The sequence below is a fragment of the Mesorhizobium maamorense genome, assembly GCF_044998965.1.
In the GTDB taxonomy this organism is placed as follows: Bacteria; Pseudomonadota; Alphaproteobacteria; order Rhizobiales; family Rhizobiaceae; genus Mesorhizobium.
Genome location: NZ_CP173356.1, coordinates 2,155,090 through 2,170,874, shown reverse-complemented (window position 1 = coordinate 2,170,874; position 15,785 = coordinate 2,155,090). Strand labels below are relative to the sequence as shown.

General features: G+C 62.8%; 22 protein-coding genes and 1 pseudogene. 7 read left to right on the top strand and 16 right to left on the bottom strand.

Going from position 1 to position 15,785, the window contains the following annotated elements; genetic code table 11:
• The first annotated feature begins 1 nt into the window (after position 1).
• From ACIU1A_RS11250 to ACIU1A_RS11240, 3 genes are all read left to right on the top strand, one after another.
• Complete coding sequence (locus ACIU1A_RS11250) at positions 2-613, top strand: glutathione S-transferase (protein ID WP_140564538.1); 612 nt, start codon at positions 2-4, stop codon at positions 611-613.
• Positions 553-1,233 carry a uracil-DNA glycosylase family protein gene (locus ACIU1A_RS11245; RefSeq protein WP_140561231.1) on the top strand — a complete coding sequence of 227 codons (681 nt, stop codon included), beginning with the start codon at positions 553-555 and terminating at the stop codon, positions 1,231-1,233. The genes ACIU1A_RS11250 and ACIU1A_RS11245 overlap by 61 nt, the downstream gene beginning before the upstream one ends.
• A gap of 108 nt (positions 1,234-1,341) precedes the next feature.
• Positions 1,342-1,833, top strand: a complete 492-nt coding sequence (locus ACIU1A_RS11240; protein WP_006205209.1) for an Lrp/AsnC family transcriptional regulator — start codon at positions 1,342-1,344, stop codon at positions 1,831-1,833.
• Here ACIU1A_RS11240 and ACIU1A_RS11235 read toward each other — a convergent pair.
• From ACIU1A_RS11235 to moaA, 13 genes and pseudogenes are all read right to left on the bottom strand, one after another.
• Positions 1,791-2,501, bottom strand: coding sequence for a DUF3299 domain-containing protein (locus ACIU1A_RS11235; protein WP_404927307.1), 711 nt, complete (start codon positions 2,499-2,501; stop codon positions 1,791-1,793). The genes ACIU1A_RS11240 and ACIU1A_RS11235 overlap by 43 nt on opposite strands.
• On the bottom strand, positions 2,498-3,076 hold the full coding sequence (locus tag ACIU1A_RS11230; protein ID WP_404927306.1) for a GNAT family N-acetyltransferase: 579 nt from the start codon (positions 3,074-3,076) through the stop codon (positions 2,498-2,500). The genes ACIU1A_RS11235 and ACIU1A_RS11230 overlap by 4 nt, the downstream gene beginning before the upstream one ends.
• Entirely contained in the window at positions 3,036-3,740 is a 705-nt protein-coding gene (locus tag ACIU1A_RS11225) for a DNA alkylation repair protein (RefSeq protein WP_404927305.1), read from the bottom strand. Before ACIU1A_RS11225 ends, ACIU1A_RS11230 begins: the two co-directional genes overlap by 41 nt.
• Positions 3,741-3,747: 7 nt before the next feature.
• Positions 3,748-4,617 carry an NAD(P)-dependent oxidoreductase gene (locus ACIU1A_RS11220; protein WP_140584429.1) on the bottom strand — a complete coding sequence of 290 codons (870 nt, stop codon included), beginning with the start codon at positions 4,615-4,617 and terminating at the stop codon, positions 3,748-3,750.
• 110 nt (positions 4,618-4,727) lie between these two features.
• The gene (locus ACIU1A_RS11215) at positions 4,728-5,552 is read right to left on the bottom strand and encodes an ABC transporter permease (protein WP_140498633.1); all 825 of its coding nucleotides are present in this window, start codon (positions 5,550-5,552) and stop codon (positions 4,728-4,730) included.
• Positions 5,549-6,265 carry an ABC transporter permease gene (locus ACIU1A_RS11210; protein ID WP_140498632.1) on the bottom strand — a complete coding sequence of 239 codons (717 nt, stop codon included), beginning with the start codon at positions 6,263-6,265 and terminating at the stop codon, positions 5,549-5,551. The genes ACIU1A_RS11215 and ACIU1A_RS11210 overlap by 4 nt, the downstream gene beginning before the upstream one ends.
• A gap of 74 nt (positions 6,266-6,339) precedes the next feature.
• Entirely contained in the window at positions 6,340-7,125 is a 786-nt protein-coding gene (locus ACIU1A_RS11205; protein WP_140498631.1) for an ABC transporter substrate-binding protein, read from the bottom strand.
• Positions 7,126-7,283: 158 nt separating this feature from the next.
• On the bottom strand, positions 7,284-7,793 hold the full coding sequence (gene mobB, locus ACIU1A_RS11200) for a molybdopterin-guanine dinucleotide biosynthesis protein B (RefSeq protein ID WP_140498630.1): 510 nt from the start codon (positions 7,791-7,793) through the stop codon (positions 7,284-7,286).
• A gap of 76 nt (positions 7,794-7,869) precedes the next feature.
• Positions 7,870-7,962, bottom strand: a pseudogene (locus ACIU1A_RS11195) (molybdenum cofactor guanylyltransferase MobA); the annotation flags it as partial.
• Positions 7,963-8,004: 42 nt separating this feature from the next.
• Positions 8,005-8,925, bottom strand: coding sequence for a DMT family transporter (locus tag ACIU1A_RS11190; RefSeq protein ID WP_140557186.1), 921 nt, complete (start codon positions 8,923-8,925; stop codon positions 8,005-8,007).
• A 119-nt stretch (positions 8,926-9,044) separates the two neighbouring features.
• Positions 9,045-9,404 (bottom strand): hypothetical protein, encoded by a 360-nt coding sequence (locus ACIU1A_RS11185; protein WP_140762046.1) that lies wholly within the window; start codon positions 9,402-9,404, stop codon positions 9,045-9,047.
• 118 nt (positions 9,405-9,522) lie between these two features.
• Positions 9,523-9,996: a hypothetical protein gene (locus tag ACIU1A_RS11180; protein WP_404927304.1), complete on the bottom strand. Its 474-nt coding sequence runs from the start codon at positions 9,994-9,996 to the stop codon at positions 9,523-9,525.
• Positions 9,997-10,050: 54 nt separating this feature from the next.
• Positions 10,051-11,046: a GTP 3',8-cyclase MoaA gene (gene moaA, locus ACIU1A_RS11175; RefSeq protein WP_140515385.1), complete on the bottom strand. Its 996-nt coding sequence runs from the start codon at positions 11,044-11,046 to the stop codon at positions 10,051-10,053.
• Positions 11,047-11,242: 196 nt separating this feature from the next.
• Here moaA and ACIU1A_RS11170 point away from each other — a divergent pair, with 196 nt between their 5' ends.
• Positions 11,243-11,596 (top strand): gamma-butyrobetaine hydroxylase-like domain-containing protein, encoded by a 354-nt coding sequence (locus ACIU1A_RS11170; RefSeq protein WP_404927303.1) that lies wholly within the window; start codon positions 11,243-11,245, stop codon positions 11,594-11,596.
• Between the two features lie 62 nt (positions 11,597-11,658).
• Positions 11,659-12,270 (top strand): pyridoxamine 5'-phosphate oxidase family protein, encoded by a 612-nt coding sequence (locus ACIU1A_RS11165; RefSeq protein WP_404927302.1) that lies wholly within the window; start codon positions 11,659-11,661, stop codon positions 12,268-12,270.
• 21 nt (positions 12,271-12,291) lie between these two features.
• Here the strand turns inward: ACIU1A_RS11165 and ACIU1A_RS11160 are convergent, their stop codons facing one another.
• A complete protein-coding gene (locus ACIU1A_RS11160; protein ID WP_404927301.1) occupies positions 12,292-12,744 on the bottom strand; it encodes a MarR family winged helix-turn-helix transcriptional regulator in 453 nt (150 codons plus the stop codon).
• Positions 12,745-12,791: 47 nt separating this feature from the next.
• Between ACIU1A_RS11160 and ACIU1A_RS11155 the strand changes: the two genes are divergently transcribed.
• Entirely contained in the window at positions 12,792-13,703 is a 912-nt protein-coding gene (locus tag ACIU1A_RS11155) for an alpha/beta hydrolase (RefSeq protein ID WP_140561218.1), read from the top strand.
• A 7-nt stretch (positions 13,704-13,710) separates the two neighbouring features.
• Here the strand turns inward: ACIU1A_RS11155 and ACIU1A_RS11150 are convergent, their stop codons facing one another.
• A complete protein-coding gene (locus ACIU1A_RS11150; RefSeq protein WP_140548470.1) occupies positions 13,711-14,112 on the bottom strand; it encodes a rhodanese-like domain-containing protein in 402 nt (133 codons plus the stop codon).
• Between the two features lie 72 nt (positions 14,113-14,184).
• On the bottom strand, positions 14,185-14,799 hold the full coding sequence (locus tag ACIU1A_RS11145; RefSeq protein ID WP_404927898.1) for a TetR/AcrR family transcriptional regulator: 615 nt from the start codon (positions 14,797-14,799) through the stop codon (positions 14,185-14,187).
• Between the two features lie 98 nt (positions 14,800-14,897).
• On the opposite strand from ACIU1A_RS11145, the gene ACIU1A_RS11140 reads away from it, so the two are divergent.
• Positions 14,898-15,644, top strand: a complete 747-nt coding sequence (locus ACIU1A_RS11140; protein ID WP_404927300.1) for an SDR family oxidoreductase — start codon at positions 14,898-14,900, stop codon at positions 15,642-15,644.
• Positions 15,645-15,785: the final 141 nt, after the last annotated feature.

The following is a 15,785-nucleotide window of genomic DNA, read 5'->3' as shown; positions in this document are numbered from 1 at the left end:
AATGAAGCTCTTCGACGGCGGCCGAGCGCCCAACCCAAGGCGGGTTCGCGTTTTTCTGGCCGAGAAGGGAATCGCGGTTCCGCTGGTGTCCGTCGACATGGGCGCGCTGGAACACAGGCAACAGGCGGTCAGCTCGCGCAATCCACTGCGGCGACTGCCGGTGCTGGAGCTTGACGACGGCACCGTCATCACCGAGTCCGTCGCCATCTGCCGCTATTTCGAGGAACTCAATCCCGAGCCCGCACTGTTCGGTCGCGGGGCGCTCGGCAAGGCGCAGGTCGAGATGTGGCAAAGGCGGATGGAATTCAACCTGCTGACCTGCGTCGCGCAAGCTTTCCGCCACACCCATCCGGCCATGAAGGAATGGGAGATCCCGCAGATTCCCGAGTGGGGCGAGGCCAACAAGCCGAAGGCAATCGAATTCCTGCGACTTCTCGACGGCGAGCTGGGAACCCGCGAATTCGCCGCCGGCGACGCCTATTCGATCGCCGATATCACCGGGATGATCGCCATCGATTTTATGAAACCGGCGCGCATCAAGGTGCCGGACGAGTGCAGCAATGTGTTGCGCTGGTATCGGACGGTTTCGAGCCGGCCGAGTGCCGCGGCCTGAGGATGACTGCGGAACTCGAAAGCTTCGCCGCGACGGTTCGCTCCTGCCGCATCTGCGTCGACAATCCGATCGGCCGGCCACTGCCGCACGAACCGCGCCCGGTGCTGCGACCCTCGTCGAATGCCCGCATCCTGATTGCCAGCCAGGCACCGGGAACCAAGGTGCATCTGTCGGGCATGCCGTTCACCGATGCTTCGGGCGACCGGCTCAGAGACTGGCTCGGCGTCACCAGTGAGGAGTTCTACGACACCGAGAAGTTTGCCATCGTGCCGATGGGCTTCTGTTTCCCCGGCCAGGACGCCAAGGGCAGCGACTTGCCGCCAAGGCGGGAATGCGCGCCGGCCTGGCGCGCGCCGTTGATGGGGCTCATGCCGCAGATCGACCTGGTGCTGACGATCGGCATCTACGCGCAGTCCTGGCACATGGGTGCCGCGCGGCGCCCGTCCCTGACGGAAACGGTGAGGGACTGGCGCTCCATCTGGGAGAAATCCGCTGGCCAGAAGGTGCTGCCGCTGCCGCATCCGTCCTGGCGCAACACCGGCTGGCTGAAGCGGAATCCCTGGTTTGAAATGGATTTGCTGCCTTTCCTCAGGTCGGAAATCCGCTATCGCCTCGGTTAGACATTCAGCAAGAAACCACCGGCTTTTCCGCCAATCAGCAGAATTTTTTTCTTGTGAAAGGCTATAATAACGCCGATTATGGCCAATCCATTCCTTCAGGAGCTTTCAATGGACCGCCTTGACCGAAAAATTCTCCGCCTCCTGCAGGAGGACGCGACGCTCGCGGTCGCAGATGTCGCCAAGAAAGTGGGACTGTCGACGACCCCTTGCTGGCGGCGCATCCAGAAGCTCGAGGAAGAGGGCGTCATCAAGCGGCGTGTCGCCATTCTCGATCATGAAAAGGTCAATGTGCGGGTCACCGTCTTCGTCTCGATCCGCACCAATTCGCACAGCCATGAATGGCTGCGGCGTTTTTCCGAAGTCATCCAGGAATTCCCCGAGGTGGTCGAGTTCTACCGCATGAGCGGCGATGTCGACTACCTCCTGCGTGTCGTGGTGCCCGACATTGCAGCCTATGATGCCTTCTATAAGCGGCTGATCGCCAAGATCGAGATTCGCGACGTCTCGTCCTCCTTCGCCATGGAGCAGATCAAGTACACGACCGAAATCCCGCTCGATTACATGGTGCTGGACAAGGAATCGGGCGCGAACGCGGCCTGAGCGCGCGTGGCCTTGGTGCATGCAAGGTCACGCAAGCTCGCCTTGCTTAGTTCTTCTTTTTTGTTGAGGAAAGTCCAAGGCGAGTTGACCGGTAGGGTTATTGTGTCCGGCACGGTGTCGACGCCGGTCACGTCTGCCTTGCGCACGGTATAGCCCGACTGGATGACCGAGACGCCGTCCAGGATGAAAAGCTGGCTCTTCTCCATGCCTGGTTTCAGCGCGCCGGTTACGGAAACCGGCTGGTAGGCCCGCGATATTTTGTAGGGCTGAGCCGGGGTGACCAGGACGATCTGGTTGGGTGGTGGTGTCGGCATGTGGCTGCAGGCGCCGGTCCACGGCACCAGTAGGAATTGATAGACAAGATCGCCTTCGCGATCGACCGGCAACGCATAGCCGGCTATTTGTATGGTCTTGTCCTGCAGGCCGAGGGATAACGTCTCGCCGCGATCGGGCAATTTTGCCGCGATCATCGGCAGGCCAGCTTCTTCGGCAACCGCCTGGGTCGCCGGGCGCAAATCCTTCCAGAATATGTGTGTGGTCTCGGCCGAAGCGAGGGCGGCTGTAAAAGCCGACATCGCGCCCGCGAACGCTGCCATGGCTATCAGACGTTTGGTCATCGGACGTTTTCCTTTGCGTTCGAGTAAAGACACCGCCACCGGCGACGTCAACGCTCGAGCCGCATTACATGCCGGCGAGAACCGGTCATGCCGGCGTCGTGAAAGCCGCGCGCCGCAAACATGTCGCGAAACCCCATGAAACGGTAGCTCGGCGATGCCTCGCCCACCGGATAGGCCTCAATGATATGCGCCCCCTTGGCGAACGCGTGGTCAATGGCCGCATCGAGCAATGCGGAAGCAAAACCGCGGCCGCGCAAAGCCCTTGGCACATAAAAGCAGACGATTGACCATACCCCCGTCTCGCTGTCGTCCTGCTGCTTTGAAAGCCTTCGGTAGGTTTCGCGCGGCGCGACCGAACACCAGGCAACGGTCTTGCCGTCGATCTGGGCGAGGATGCCGACCGGCCTGCCGGCATCGATAAGTGCCATCATCTGGCGCTTTTTCTCATCATTCGGGATGTGCTCGCGGACGGACTGCCGCCACGCCATGCACCAGCAATATTTTGGCGCACCCGGCTGCTCGAACAATATCTCGAAGTCGCCGCGTGTTGCCGGCGTCACCTCCGTGAACCGGATATCGGCAAGATCAGCTTTTTCTGGAGGTGAGCCGTTCCAGCCTTTTGGCATCCGTTAACTCCTTCACGGCGTCCCGGCCGATCCAGCGCGCCGTCTTGTCGGATGATCCGGCCAACTTTTGCGCGAGCGCAAGGGCAGGGGCATGCAGCGCCGCCGAGCGTTTGCCAATCTGCCGCAGCGCCCAGCTGACCGCCTTCCTGACGAAATTGCGCGGATCGCCGGCATGCGCCTCGATCAACGGCAGATAGGCGAGAAACGTCGCGTCCGGCTCCTGCTTCAGATGCACTGCGCTCCACGCCACCATGGCAAAGCCGGCGCGGCGCACGAACTCGCGTTCGTCGGCAGCAAACTCCTCGATCAACTCACGCCGGAACGACGTTTCAGCAAAGAGATCCGAAACGCTGTCTACGATCTCCCAGGAGTCGAAATCGCCGGCCCAGCGGCGGCACTGCTCGGCCGTGATCCTTTTCGGCTCCCCGGTGAACGCCGCCACCAGCCGCGCCTCGCGAACACCGCTGTCCCACAGGGCAAGCGCCCGCTCGTGATTGCGCTTCAGCTTGCGCGCCAGCGGCCGCAAATCCGAATTGCCTACACCAAGCGCCGTCGCGGTGTTGATGCCGAACCGGGCCATGCCGGCGCGGTTTTCCTGCGTGCCGATCGAGCGCAGGTGAGCGACGATCTCGTCCGCGCTCCAGCTCGGGCCGGGCAGGGACATCTGCGTTCTACTTTTCCAGCCTCGCCAGCAGTGAGGATGTGTCCCAGCGCCTGCCGCCCATCGCCTGGACGTCCTTATAGAACTGGTCGACGAGCGCCGTCACGGGCAGTCTGGCCCCGTTGCGGTCGGCTTCATCAAGACAGATGCCGAGATCCTTGCGCATCCAGTCGACCGCGAAGCCGAAGTCGTATTTGCCTGCATTCATCGTCTTGTGCCGGTTCTCCATCTGCCACGAGCCCGCTGCGCCCTTGGAGATCACATCGATGACCTTCTCGATGTCGAGCCCGGCCTTCCTGCCGAAATGGATGCCTTCGGACAGTCCCTGCACCAGCCCGGCGATGCAGATTTGGTTGATCATCTTGGTGAGCTGGCCGGCGCCTGCCGGTCCCATAAGCCCGACCATCCGGGCATAGGCGTCGATGACGGGCCTGGCTTTGTCGAAGGCTGCCTGGTCGCCGCCGACCATGACGGTCAGAATGCCGTTTTCGGCGCCGGCCTGGCCGCCGGAGACCGGCGCGTCGAGGAACGAGAAGCCGCGCTCCTGTGCGGTCTCGGCCAATTCGCGCGCGACCTCGGCCGATGCCGTGGTGTTGTCGATGTAGACGGCGCCCTTTTTCATGGCCTGAAAGGCACCGTCCTTTGCCGTCGTCACCGAACGCAGATCGTCGTCATTGCCCACGCACGAGAAAACAAAGTCCTTGCCTTCGGCAGCCTGCGCCGGCGTCAGGGCGAGAGCGCCGCCATGCTGGGCGACCCATTGCTCGGCCTTTGCCCTGGTGCGGTTGTAGACGGTGACGTCGTGGCCGCCCTTGTTCTTCAGATGGGCGGCCATGGGATAGCCCATGACGCCAAGACCGAGAAATGCCACCGATGCCATGGCTTGTTCCTTCCGACGGGAGCAAAGATTGCAGTTGCGGAAGGTCTAGGCCATGCGGCGGATTCGTCAAGGCGCGCGCCGAGCCATCGACTGGCACAGATCAGGTAAGCTTACCGTTTCAGGTGAATGGTAATCCGGCGCTCGATCCATTCGACGCCGTGGCGCAGGATCTCGACCATCACCAGATAAACGATCGCCACCCAGACATAGGCCTGGAAGTCGAAGGACTTGGCGTAGGCGAGTTTCGCATTGCCCATCAGGTCGTAGACGGTGATGATGGCGACGATCGCGGAGGCCTTGATCATCAGAACGAGTTCATTGCCGTAGGGTCGCAAGGCCACGATGATCGCCTGGGGCAGAATGACCTTGCGCAGCGTCTGCAGCTTGTGCAGGCCGAGCGAAGCGGCGCCTTCCCACTGGCCCCTTGGAACGCTCTCAATGGCGCCGCGCAAGATTTCGGCCTGATAGGCGGCCGTGTTGAGCGCAAAGGCGAACACGCCGCAGTTGAAGGCGTCGCGGAAGAACCACCATAGCCCAACCGATTCGAGCTGCACGCGGAAAGAACCGACCCCGTAATAGACCAGATAGACCTGAACCAGCAGCGGCGTGCCGCGGAAGAAATAGACGTAGCAATAGGCGGGCCACGACAGCAACCGGTTGTTCGACATGCGGCCATAGGTGACGGGCAGCGACAGGATGGCGCCGGCCACCATCGACACCGCCACCAGCGACAGGGTGGTTCCAAGTCCCTGCAGATAGGCCGGCGCATATCGTGCGAAGAACTCGCCGTTCCACGCGGAGACCAGATAGGCCAGTATGCCGAAGCCGAAGAGGATCCAGAGGCCGACGAGTGCGTATCCTACGATACGGGCACGCGGCCAGCCGCGCGCCGGCGGCGGCGGCCGATCGACGGCAATGGTGTCGGTGACGCTCATCGCGCTTCCTTCTGCCCGAGCGACCGCAAGATGAAGCCGGTGGCGATCGAAGACAGGATTGCCAGGATGAGAAAGACCAGCGCCGCGACGCTGTAGAACAGGAACGAATGTTTGGTGACGCGCGCCGCGACGCCCGCATTGCGCAAGGTCTCGGCGAGGTTGACGACCGAGACCAGGGCTGTGTCCTTGAGCAGGCTGAGCCAGCAATTCTCGAGACCGGGGAAGGCGATGCGCAGCAATTGAGGCAGGATCACCTTGCGCATGGTCAGCCACTTCGACAGACCGATCGCATAGCCGCCCTCATACTGGCCCTTCGGAATGGCGCGAAAGGCCGAAAGGAATACCTCGCTGGCATAGGAAGAGAAGATCAGCGAGAGCACGATCATGCCGGCGATGAAGCTGTCGACATCGATCGTCGCCTCGGGCCTGAAGAAGCGGATGATGTATTGCAGCAGGATGGGCATGCCGAAGAAGAACAGGAAGAGCGTCACCAGCTCCGGAAGGCCGCGAAACATGGTGGTGTAAATGTTCGCGGCCAGCCGCAGCGAAGGCTCTTCGGATTGCTTTGCCCAGGCAATGAAAAAGCCGATCGTCAGGCCGATCGGAAGCGTGGCGAGCGCCAGCGCGATGGTGACCACCGCGCCATAGGCGATATCGTCAAGCCAGCCATTGGGTCCCCAACTGAGAAGTGTCCATATGCTTTGGGCTGGCATCGAGTGGTGTTATCTCCAGAGCTCCCAGATCGGGTAAGGCGGCAGGGAGACCCTGCCGCCCTTGGAGGTGATTATCAGGACTCGGCGCCGTAGACGTCGAACTTGAAGTACTTATCGTTGATTTCCTTGTATTTTCCGTTGGCCCTGATGGCGTCGATCGCGGAATTCAGCTTGTTGACCAGATCGGTCTCGCCCTTGCGCACGGCAATGCCGGCGCCAGGTCCGAAAATCTCGACCGGCTGCGGCGAGGGCTGGCCGAGGATCTTGCAGCAGGCACCGTCAGGCGAATCCAGCCACTGCTGCAGCACCACGATATCATCCTCGATGGCGTCGAGGCGGCCGTTGGCCAGATCCGCCTGTTCCTCGGGGCTGCTCGGATAACCCTTGATCGTGCTGTCGGTGTAGGTCTTCGAGGCATAGTTGAAATGGGTCGTCGTGGTGGCCACGCCGATACTCTTGCCGGCGAGGTCCTCCTTGGTCACGCCCTTCAGCGTCGAATCCTTCGGGACGGCGAGCGCCGAGGGCGTGTTGTAGTATTTGTGAGTGAAGTCGACCTTCTCGGCACGCTCCGGCGTGATCGACATCGATGCCACGATGGCGTCGAACTTGCCCGCCTGCAGCGCCGGGATGATGCCGTCCCAGTCCTGGGCAACGAAGGTGCACTTGACCTTCATCTCATCGCAGAGCGCCTGGGCGATGTCGATGTCGAAACCGACGAGCTTGCCATCGGAAGTCAGGTTGTTGAAGGGCGGATAAGCGCCCTCGGTGCCGATCCTCAGGGTCTTTTCCTGGGCCTGGGCTACGCCGAGCGTCAGCAGCGCGGCCGAAGCGGCGAGCGCGATACGCAGTGCAATACGCATAATGATCCTCTCTTTATGGTCCCGGCCGTCGTTCCGAAACGGCTCTGTGGGGGCGGTGCTTTTGACCGCCCGCTGGCCCGATACTCCCACTCTTTCCAAGAAAAAGCAACTGCAAAACCACGAAAATCGGCAATGTCCTTCTGCCGTTACGTTACTTCTCAAGCAACGAGGCCGGTCGCGCGCTCGACGAAGTCGGCTATCGATTTCACGTCGTCGAGATCGAACACCGGCAGGCTTTTGTCCTCGATGACGAAGTCGGCCGCAATGGCAACGATCCCGGGGTCACCCGCCGAAAGCGGCGTCCGGTCCTTCGCCTCCAGGCGCCGGGTTTCGATCTTGCGGTGGGCTTCGCGCTTGTAGCCTTCGACCAGCACGATGTCGGACGGCGCAAGCCGCGACAGGATCGCTTCCAGCGCCGGCTCATCCTCGCCGCGCAATTCGTGCATCAGTGCCCAGCGATTGGCGGAGACGATGGCGACTTCCATGGCTCCTGCCTGCCGGTGGCGAAAGCTGTCCGCGCCCGGCTTGTCGATGTCGAAATCATGATGGGCGTGCTTTACGGTCGAAACCGTCCAGCCGCGCCCAACGAGTTCCGCGACCAGTTTCTCAGTCAAGGTCGTCTTGCCGGAGTTCTTCCAGCCGGTGATGCCGAAGAGGCGCTTGTTCATCTCAGATGCTCTGCAGCAACCGCGCCGCCTTGGCAAGATCGTCGGGCATGTTGATGTTGATCGGCCGCCGTGGCCAGCCGCTTTCGAGCCGCAGCAAGGTCTTGTCGCCGCCGCCCCTGCGTCTGGATTGAACGCCGGCCAGCATCAATCCCGCAATATCTCTCACCATCATCGAGCCCGTGCGCCTTCGCGAAAATTCCCCGCGAGCCTCTTATATGCCGTCCGGGGCCATGGCAGGACCAGTGCTTTCCGCGACGATCCTGCGCCGGCCGACGACGCGCTCACGATAAAGCGCGTACAGGCCGGAGCCGACGATTGTGCTGGCGCCGATGATCATCGTCATGTCGGGGACATCGCCGAAGACCAGCAGGCCGAGCACAATGGACCAGAGCAGCGCCGTATAGCGGAACGGCGCTATGAAGGAAATCTCGCCCGAGCGCATCGCCATGATGATGAATTGATAGCCGATGAGCACCAGCACTGCTGCGAGCGCCAGCAGCGCAGTGGCTTTTCCCGTCATCGGTGTCCAGCCGCCCATCGGCGACAGCAGCAGCGCGCCGACCACGGTCATGGCCAGTGCCGTTGCGGTGGAGACGAGCAGCGTCGGGATAGCCTGCGGAATCCGCTTGGTGGCGAGGTCGCGCACCGCGCAGCAGGCGACGCTGGCCAGCGCCACGAGCGAAAACATGCTGAACCCCTCGAAGCCCGGGCGCACCACGACCAGCACGCCGGCAAATCCAACGGCGATCGCCAGCCAGCGGCGCCAGCCGACCGCCTCGCCGAAGACAAGGGCCGCGCCCATTGTCACGGCCAGCGGCAGTGCCTGCAGGACGGCCGAGACGCTGGCGATCGGCAAATGGGCAAGCGCGACCAGGAAGGTCACCGTCGCGCCGGCCTCGGCAAGGACGCGCAGTGCCACCAGCGGCTGCAGCATCGAGCGCGGACGGACCAGCGCGCCGCGCTGCCAGGCAAGCAGGCCGACGAAGAGCGAGGCAAATGCGCCTCTGATCAGCATGACCTGCGCCATGTTCATCGACTGCGACGAATATTTGGTGATGGCGTCATTGAGGGTGAAGCCGGCCATCGCCACCACCATGAACAACGCACCGCGAAGATTGGGAGAAAGGGGCAAGATCTCTACCGGTTCTGCTTTGAAAAAAGCCTGTAGCAGCCGAGAACGAAACAGCAATGACAAAGGGCTGGGCCACGGCCTTGATCGCGGCCCAGACTTTCAACCGCGGATGGCCGATCTTACTTCTTCGGCGTCAGCACCTCGGTGCCGTTGCCGTTCTTGCCGGCGATCGTCCACAGGCCGTGCAGCGAGCCGTCTTCCTGCATCTTGTAGACGACAAGGCCGATCTCCTTGCCCATGACATAGCCGGCCGAGAAGGCGTTGTCGTTGCGCATGCAGATGCCGTCCGAGGACGAGCCGCCGGTTTCCCAATGGATCGTGCAGGTCGTGCCGCTGGTCAGTGTGATGGTGGCTTCGCCGCCATAGGCCGAACCATCGAAATTGGTGCCGGCGACATCATAAGTGCCGCCGATGGATTGCGCCGCCGCCGGCATGGCGGCGAGGCCGAGCAAGGCAACAGAAAAGATGAACTTGCGCATAATGTTTTTCCCCACGGAGCGAAAGCCGCTACCGGATGGAAGGCTAGGCGCGAAAACGGCTGGGGTAAATCAGGCGGGCATCCGCCGGCGGAGATTTATTGCGGCATGGCCGCAATAGTCACGGTCCCTGGAGGCTGGCGGCGATGGCGCCGACCAGCGGGTGGTATTTCGACTTCACGGCCGGCGGATATTCGATCCAGACGGTGCGGATGACGCCGTCCTTGCCGAACAGGCGGCGCTCATAAAAGATGTTCCCGGCCTTCAGCCCCGAAAGCACGGCCCAGTTCTTTCCCGCCCTGCTGTAGGTGACCTTGTAACCCGCCTGGGTGCTTGTCTTCTCGGCCGCAACGAAGCTCTTCGGCGTGTCGTTGTCGATATTGAGGATGCCGGAACAGATCAGGCTGGCGCCGTCGGGCGCGAGCCATTGCTGGCCGTCGCCATTGTCCGGTTCGGGCTGGCGGTCGGTGAAAACATCATCGGGAAAGGTGCAGACCGTGCCGAATCGCTCGTTGGTGTAGGTGAAAGGAGCGGCAGCCGACGGCATTGCCGCGATCGCCGCAACGAATGCCAATACGGAGCGCGCGCACTTCATTCCATTCCTCCAGCAGTCAGCCGGAAGCGATCCTGCACCAGATCCGTGGGAAAATCAGCCGCCGGTGACGCTCATATGCCGCGACACGGAGGGGCGGCTGGTGCGACGGTCGATGATGAAATCATGCCCTTTCGGCTTGCGCCCGATCGCCTCGTCGATCGCCGCGCCGACCAGATCGTTGCCTTCGGACGCACGCAACGGCTCCCTGAGATCGGCGGCATCCTCCTGGCCCAGGCACATATAGAGCGTGCCGGTGCAGGTCAGCCGGACGCGGTTGCAGCTCTCGCAAAAATTATGGGTCATCGGCGTGATGAAGCCGAGCCGGCCACCGGTTTCCGCGACATGGACATAGCGGGCCGGACCGCCGGTCTTGAACGGGACGTCTGTCAGCGTGAACTGGCGCTCCAGCGAGGCGCGCAGCAGCGACAGCGGCAGGTACTGGTCGGTGCGGTCGGCGTCGATCTCGCCCATCGGCATGGTTTCGATGACGGTCAGGTCCATGCCGCGGCCATGCGCCCAGCGCATCATCTCAGGCAATTCGGCGTCGTTGAAATCCTTCAGCGCCACGGCGTTGAGCTTTATCTTCAGCCCCGCCGCCTGCGCCGCATCGATGCCGGCCATGACCTTGCCGAGATGGCCCCAGCGGGTGATTGCGTGGAACTTGTCGGCATCAAGCGTGTCGAGCGAAACATTGATGCGCTTAACGCCGCAATCGGCGAGCTCGGCAGCAAAACGCGAAAGCTGCGAGCCGTTGGTGGTCAGCGTCAGTTCTTCCAGCGCGCCGCTTTCGAGATGACGCGACAGCTGGCGGACCAGGTGCATGATGTTCTTGCGCACCAGCGGCTCGCCGCCGGTGAGACGCAATTTGCGCACGCCTTTTGCGATGAAGACGCTGCACAGCCGGTCGAGTTCCTCGAGCGACAGCAGGTCCTTCTTGGGCAGGAAAGCCATGTCCTCGGCCATGCAATAGGTGCAGCGGAAATCGCAGCGGTCGGTGACCGACACGCGCAGGTAGCTGATCGTGCGGCCGAAAGGATCGATCATGTCCATGCGTGAAGCGTTTCCCGTGGCTGTGAACGACGGCGTTATATATCGCTATGTGATACGATCCGGCCTGTCGTTCAAGATAGCCGCTCTCGATCTTTGGTAACATTCCCCGACCGACACCGGATGTCGGCTGCCTGGTACGGGCTTTTCCAATCCGGCGAAGCGGCGTAGGGAAGGGCGGTTCGAAACGGAAAACACCATGACGGCGCCGAAGGAACTGCGGGTCTCCAAAGACCGCAAACTGCTCTCCGTGACCTTTCCCGGCCACCAGCCATTCGAGCTGCCGGCCGAGCTGCTGCGCGTCGCCTCGCCGTCGGCCGAGGTGCAGGGCCATTCGCCGGACCAGCGGGTGACCGTTCCCGGCAAGCGCGATGTCACCATCCTCAAAATTGAACCGGTCGGCAACTACGCGGTGCGCATCACCTTCGATGATTTCCATGACACCGGTATCTTCACCTGGAATTACCTGCACACGCTGGGCCACGAGAAGGATGCGCGCTGGAATGCCTATCTTGCCGAGCTGGCACAAAAGGGTCTCAGCCGCGACGGTTAGCCGGCGGGCGTCGTCAAGATGTCATGGAGCGGGAGTAGGGTGGCGGATCGGGAGACGAGACAATGTCCATCATAACCACCGTCGAACAGCTTGAAACGCTCTATGGCCTGCCCGGCGAAGCCTCGGTGGTCAAGGAACTCGACCACGTCATTCCCGAATACGCCGCCTTCATCGAGGCCTCGCCCTTCGTCGCGCTGGCGACCAGCGGGCCGGAAGGGCTGGATTGCTCGCCGCGCGGCGATCTCGCCGGCTTCGTGCGCATCGTCGATGCGAAAACCCTGATGATGCCGGACCGGCGCGGCAACAACCGCGCCGATTCGCTGAAGAACATCATTCGCGATCCCCGCGTCGGGCTGCTGTTCCTTGTGCCGGGCTCCGGCACGACGCTGCGCATCAGCGGCCGCGCGCACATCACCACAGATGCCGCGCTTTGCGCGTCGTTCACGGTCGACGGCAGGCCGGCACGCTCGGTGACCGTCATCGATGTCGATACGGTCTATTTCCAATGCGCCCGCGCCATCGTGCGGTCGGAACTGTGGAACCCGGAAAGGCATGTCGATCCGAAGTCCCTGCCGACACCAGGAAAGATCCTGGAGATCACCAGCCGCAGGAACATCGACGGCGAAACCTATGACAAGGAATGGCTGGAGCGGGCAAAAAAGACGATGTGGTGATCCGCCGGACCGCAATGGCGGTCAGGCGTCCTTCAACACTTCGTAGATCTTGCGCATCTGCTCGCCGATCATGTCGCACTGCTCCGGCGTCGACTGGCTCATCGCTTTCTCGATCAGCGCCATGTGCAACTTCAGCGCCTGCATCAGCAGCGCCTCGCCGGCTTCGGTGAGGGCCAGCCGCAGGATGCGCTTGTCCTTCTCGTCGCCTTCGCGGCGCAGCAGGCCGCGAGCCTCAAGCTGCGGCAACAGCATGGTGATGTTGGAGCGGCCGACGAGCAGCTTGCGGGCGAGATCGTGCTGCGACATGCCGGGATGGCGGTAGAGATTCATCAACACATCGAGCTGCGCGGGCTTCAGATCGAGCGGCGCCAGCTTCACGGCAAGCGTGCGCTCCAGCACATGGCAGGCGCGCGCAACCGCGACCCAGTTGCGAAACCGCGGGTTGTCCCAGGGCAGCTCTTGTTTATTGTTCATCTTTGAACTATTATGTTCATGCTTGAACGTATGGATGGATTCCCACTATGGCATCATTCGGACTGAAGGTCATCCGGGGTGTATTCGGGGCCGCCGAACATGTCGCCCCCCGCCTCACTGGGCGCGCCGCATTCGAGCTGTTCTGCCGTACGCCGAACGCCAGGGTGCTGAGCGAGGGCGAACGCCGTGCCGTCGACCGCGCGGCAGATTTCATGGCTGAAGCGCGGCATCACCGGCTGAAAGCCGGATCCGGCTGCGTCATGGTGCATGAATTCCGTCCGGAGCCGGGCAGGGCGTCCGCCGGAACGGTTCTCGTCGTTCATGGGTGGCGCTCGCGCACCGAATATATGCGCATGCTGATCGAGGGCTACCGCGCCGCCGGCTACAGGGTCGTCTCGCTCGACCTTCCCGGCCACGGCCAATCGCATGGCCGGCGGTTGAACATGGTCAATGCCGTGGATGCGGTGCGAATCGCGGGCGAATGGTTCGGCCCGTTCGCGGCGGTGGTCGGTCATTCCTTCGGCGGCGCCGTCGCCGCCAATGCAATCGCCGGATCGATCAGGAACATTGCGCCGCTGGCGGCCGGGCGCCTGGTGCTGATCGCCGCGCCCAGTTCATTGCCGGCCATCTTCGCCGACTTCAGTCGCATGCTCAATGTCGGTCCGCGCTCGCAGGCCGCCATGGCGGACCGTGTCGAACACCTTTCCGGCCGGCCGCTGCACGAATTCACCGGCGATCGCCAGCTTGCCCAGGCGCCGGTGCCGACGCTGGTCATCCACGCACCCGACGATCGCGAAGTCTCGGCCGATCATGCCTGGCGTTATGCCGGCGCCGGTGACCATGTGTTGCTCCACTGGGCCGAAGGGCTCGGCCATCGCCGCATCCTGGCGGACAAGGGCGTGGTGGAACGCGCCGTCAGCTTCGTGGCCGCGCACCGGGAGCCGTCGCTGCTCCATTGAACCGCAATCAGGGCTGTTTCTTCTTCTCGCCGGGTTCCACCGGCAGTCCGGCCGCCTTCCAGGCGGTGTAGCCGCCAAGGATATGCTTGACGGGCGACAGCCCCATGTCCTGCGCGGTCTTGGTGGCGAGCGCCGAACGCCAGCCGCCGGCGCAGAAGAAGACGAAGCTCTTTCCCGACGCGAAGAACGGCTTGTGGTAAGGGCTCTCGGGATCGATCCAGAATTCCAGCATGCCACGGGTGACATGTTTGGCGCCGGGAATCCTGCCGTCGCGTTCAATCTCGCGAGGATCTCGCAGGTCGACAAAGATGGTGCCTTCGTCCTCGATCAGGGCTGCCGCTTCCTCGGGCGAAAGCACTTCGATCTCGGCATTCGCCTCGTCCAGCAGTTCGCGATAACCCTTTTTCACCGTCCGATCCTCCCGGCCCGTTTAGACTGGCGCTCCGTCCGTTCGGATTTCGAGCACAACGCCCGGCGTTTGTCATCCCGCGTCGGTACCGGCTATCATCTTCCAGGCGGCCATTGCCCCCTCCACGGTTGCCAGCAGGGCCGCATGCGAAGCACCGTCGCGCGCCTGGATCGACATGCCGTGTTGAACCGTCGCGAAAAAGGTCGCGGCGGCTTCGCAGTCGAAACTCCTCGGCAATTCGCCCTCGGCCACGCCACGCTCCAACCGCCTCTGCAAGGCTGCGTGGTTTTCGGCGCGCCGACGGCGCAGGTCGTTGCAGATGGCGCCGCGCGAGCTGTCCTGATGCAACGCGCCGAGCGTGACCAGGCATCCTTGCGGGCGGTCGGTCTGCGAATAGGCCTTGGCGGTCTGACGCAGGAAAGCCTCGATCGCCTCACGTGCCGTTGGCGCCTCGTCCAGCGCGGTCCAGATGTCCGTGCCTTCGGCCTGCGTGTAAAACTCGGTCGCCTCGAGGAAGAGCGCTTCCTTGCTGCCGAAGGCGGCGTAGAGACTTGGCGAATTGATGCCCATCGCCCCGGTCAGGTCGCTTATCGACGTGCCTTCATAGCCCTTGACCCAGAACACCTCCATCGCGCGCCCCAGGGCGGCGGTTCTGTCGAAGGTGCGGGGGCGGCCTCGTTCCGGCATCATGCTCTTTCTGTGCTGATCGATACATAATTCAGTTGACGGGGCCGGACAAGCCTGACATCTATTTATGTATCGATCGTTACAAAAAGGAGAATGCAATGTCATCGAACCGTCTGAGCGGCAAGGCCGCGCTCGTCACCGGCGGCAGCCGCGGCATCGGCGCAGCGATCGCTCGCAAGCTGGCGGCAGACGGCGCCAGCGTGGCACTGACCTATGTCAATGGCGAGGAGCAGGCCCGTGCGGTGGTCGGCGAGATCGAGGCCAATGGCGGACGCGCCATCGCCATCAAGGCCGACAACCGCGACGCCGCGGCGGTCGCGAGGGCGGTCGACGATGTTGCTTCTGCCTTCGGGCGGCTCGACATATTGGTCAACAGCGCGGGCATCTGGCGCGCCGCGCCCATCGACACCCTGTCGCTCGCCGACTTCGATGAAACCATGGAGGTCAACCTGAGAGCGCCGTTCGTCGCCTCCAAGGCCGCGGTGGCACATATGGGCGAGGGCGGCAGGATCATCTCCATCGGCAGCAATCTGGCGGAGCGTGTGACCGACACAAGCCTCAGTGCCTATTCCGCGAGCAAGGCGGCGCTGGTCGGACTAACCAAAGCCCTGGCACGCGACCTCGGTGCGCGCGGCATTACCGCCAATATCGTCCATCCGGGCTCGACGGACACCGACATGAATCCGGCAAGCGGTCCGCATGCCGAGCATCAGCGGGAAAAAATGGCCACACCGCGTTTCGGCGACGCCGATGAGGTCGCTGGCATGGTCACCTGGCTCGCCGGTCCCGAGGGGCGCTTCGTGACCGGCGCCGCGCTGACCATCGATGGCGGCGCCAACGCCTGACGTCGCCCGCCCGCTTCGACGGCCGGAGCGGGTTGTGTCCGCTCCGGCCGTCACGATGTTGTGAAACCGTTCTGCCACAGCCGCCCCAAAATTTATGAAAGCTTAACGAAATCGGTATGAATCGGTATAGTCGCGTCTTAC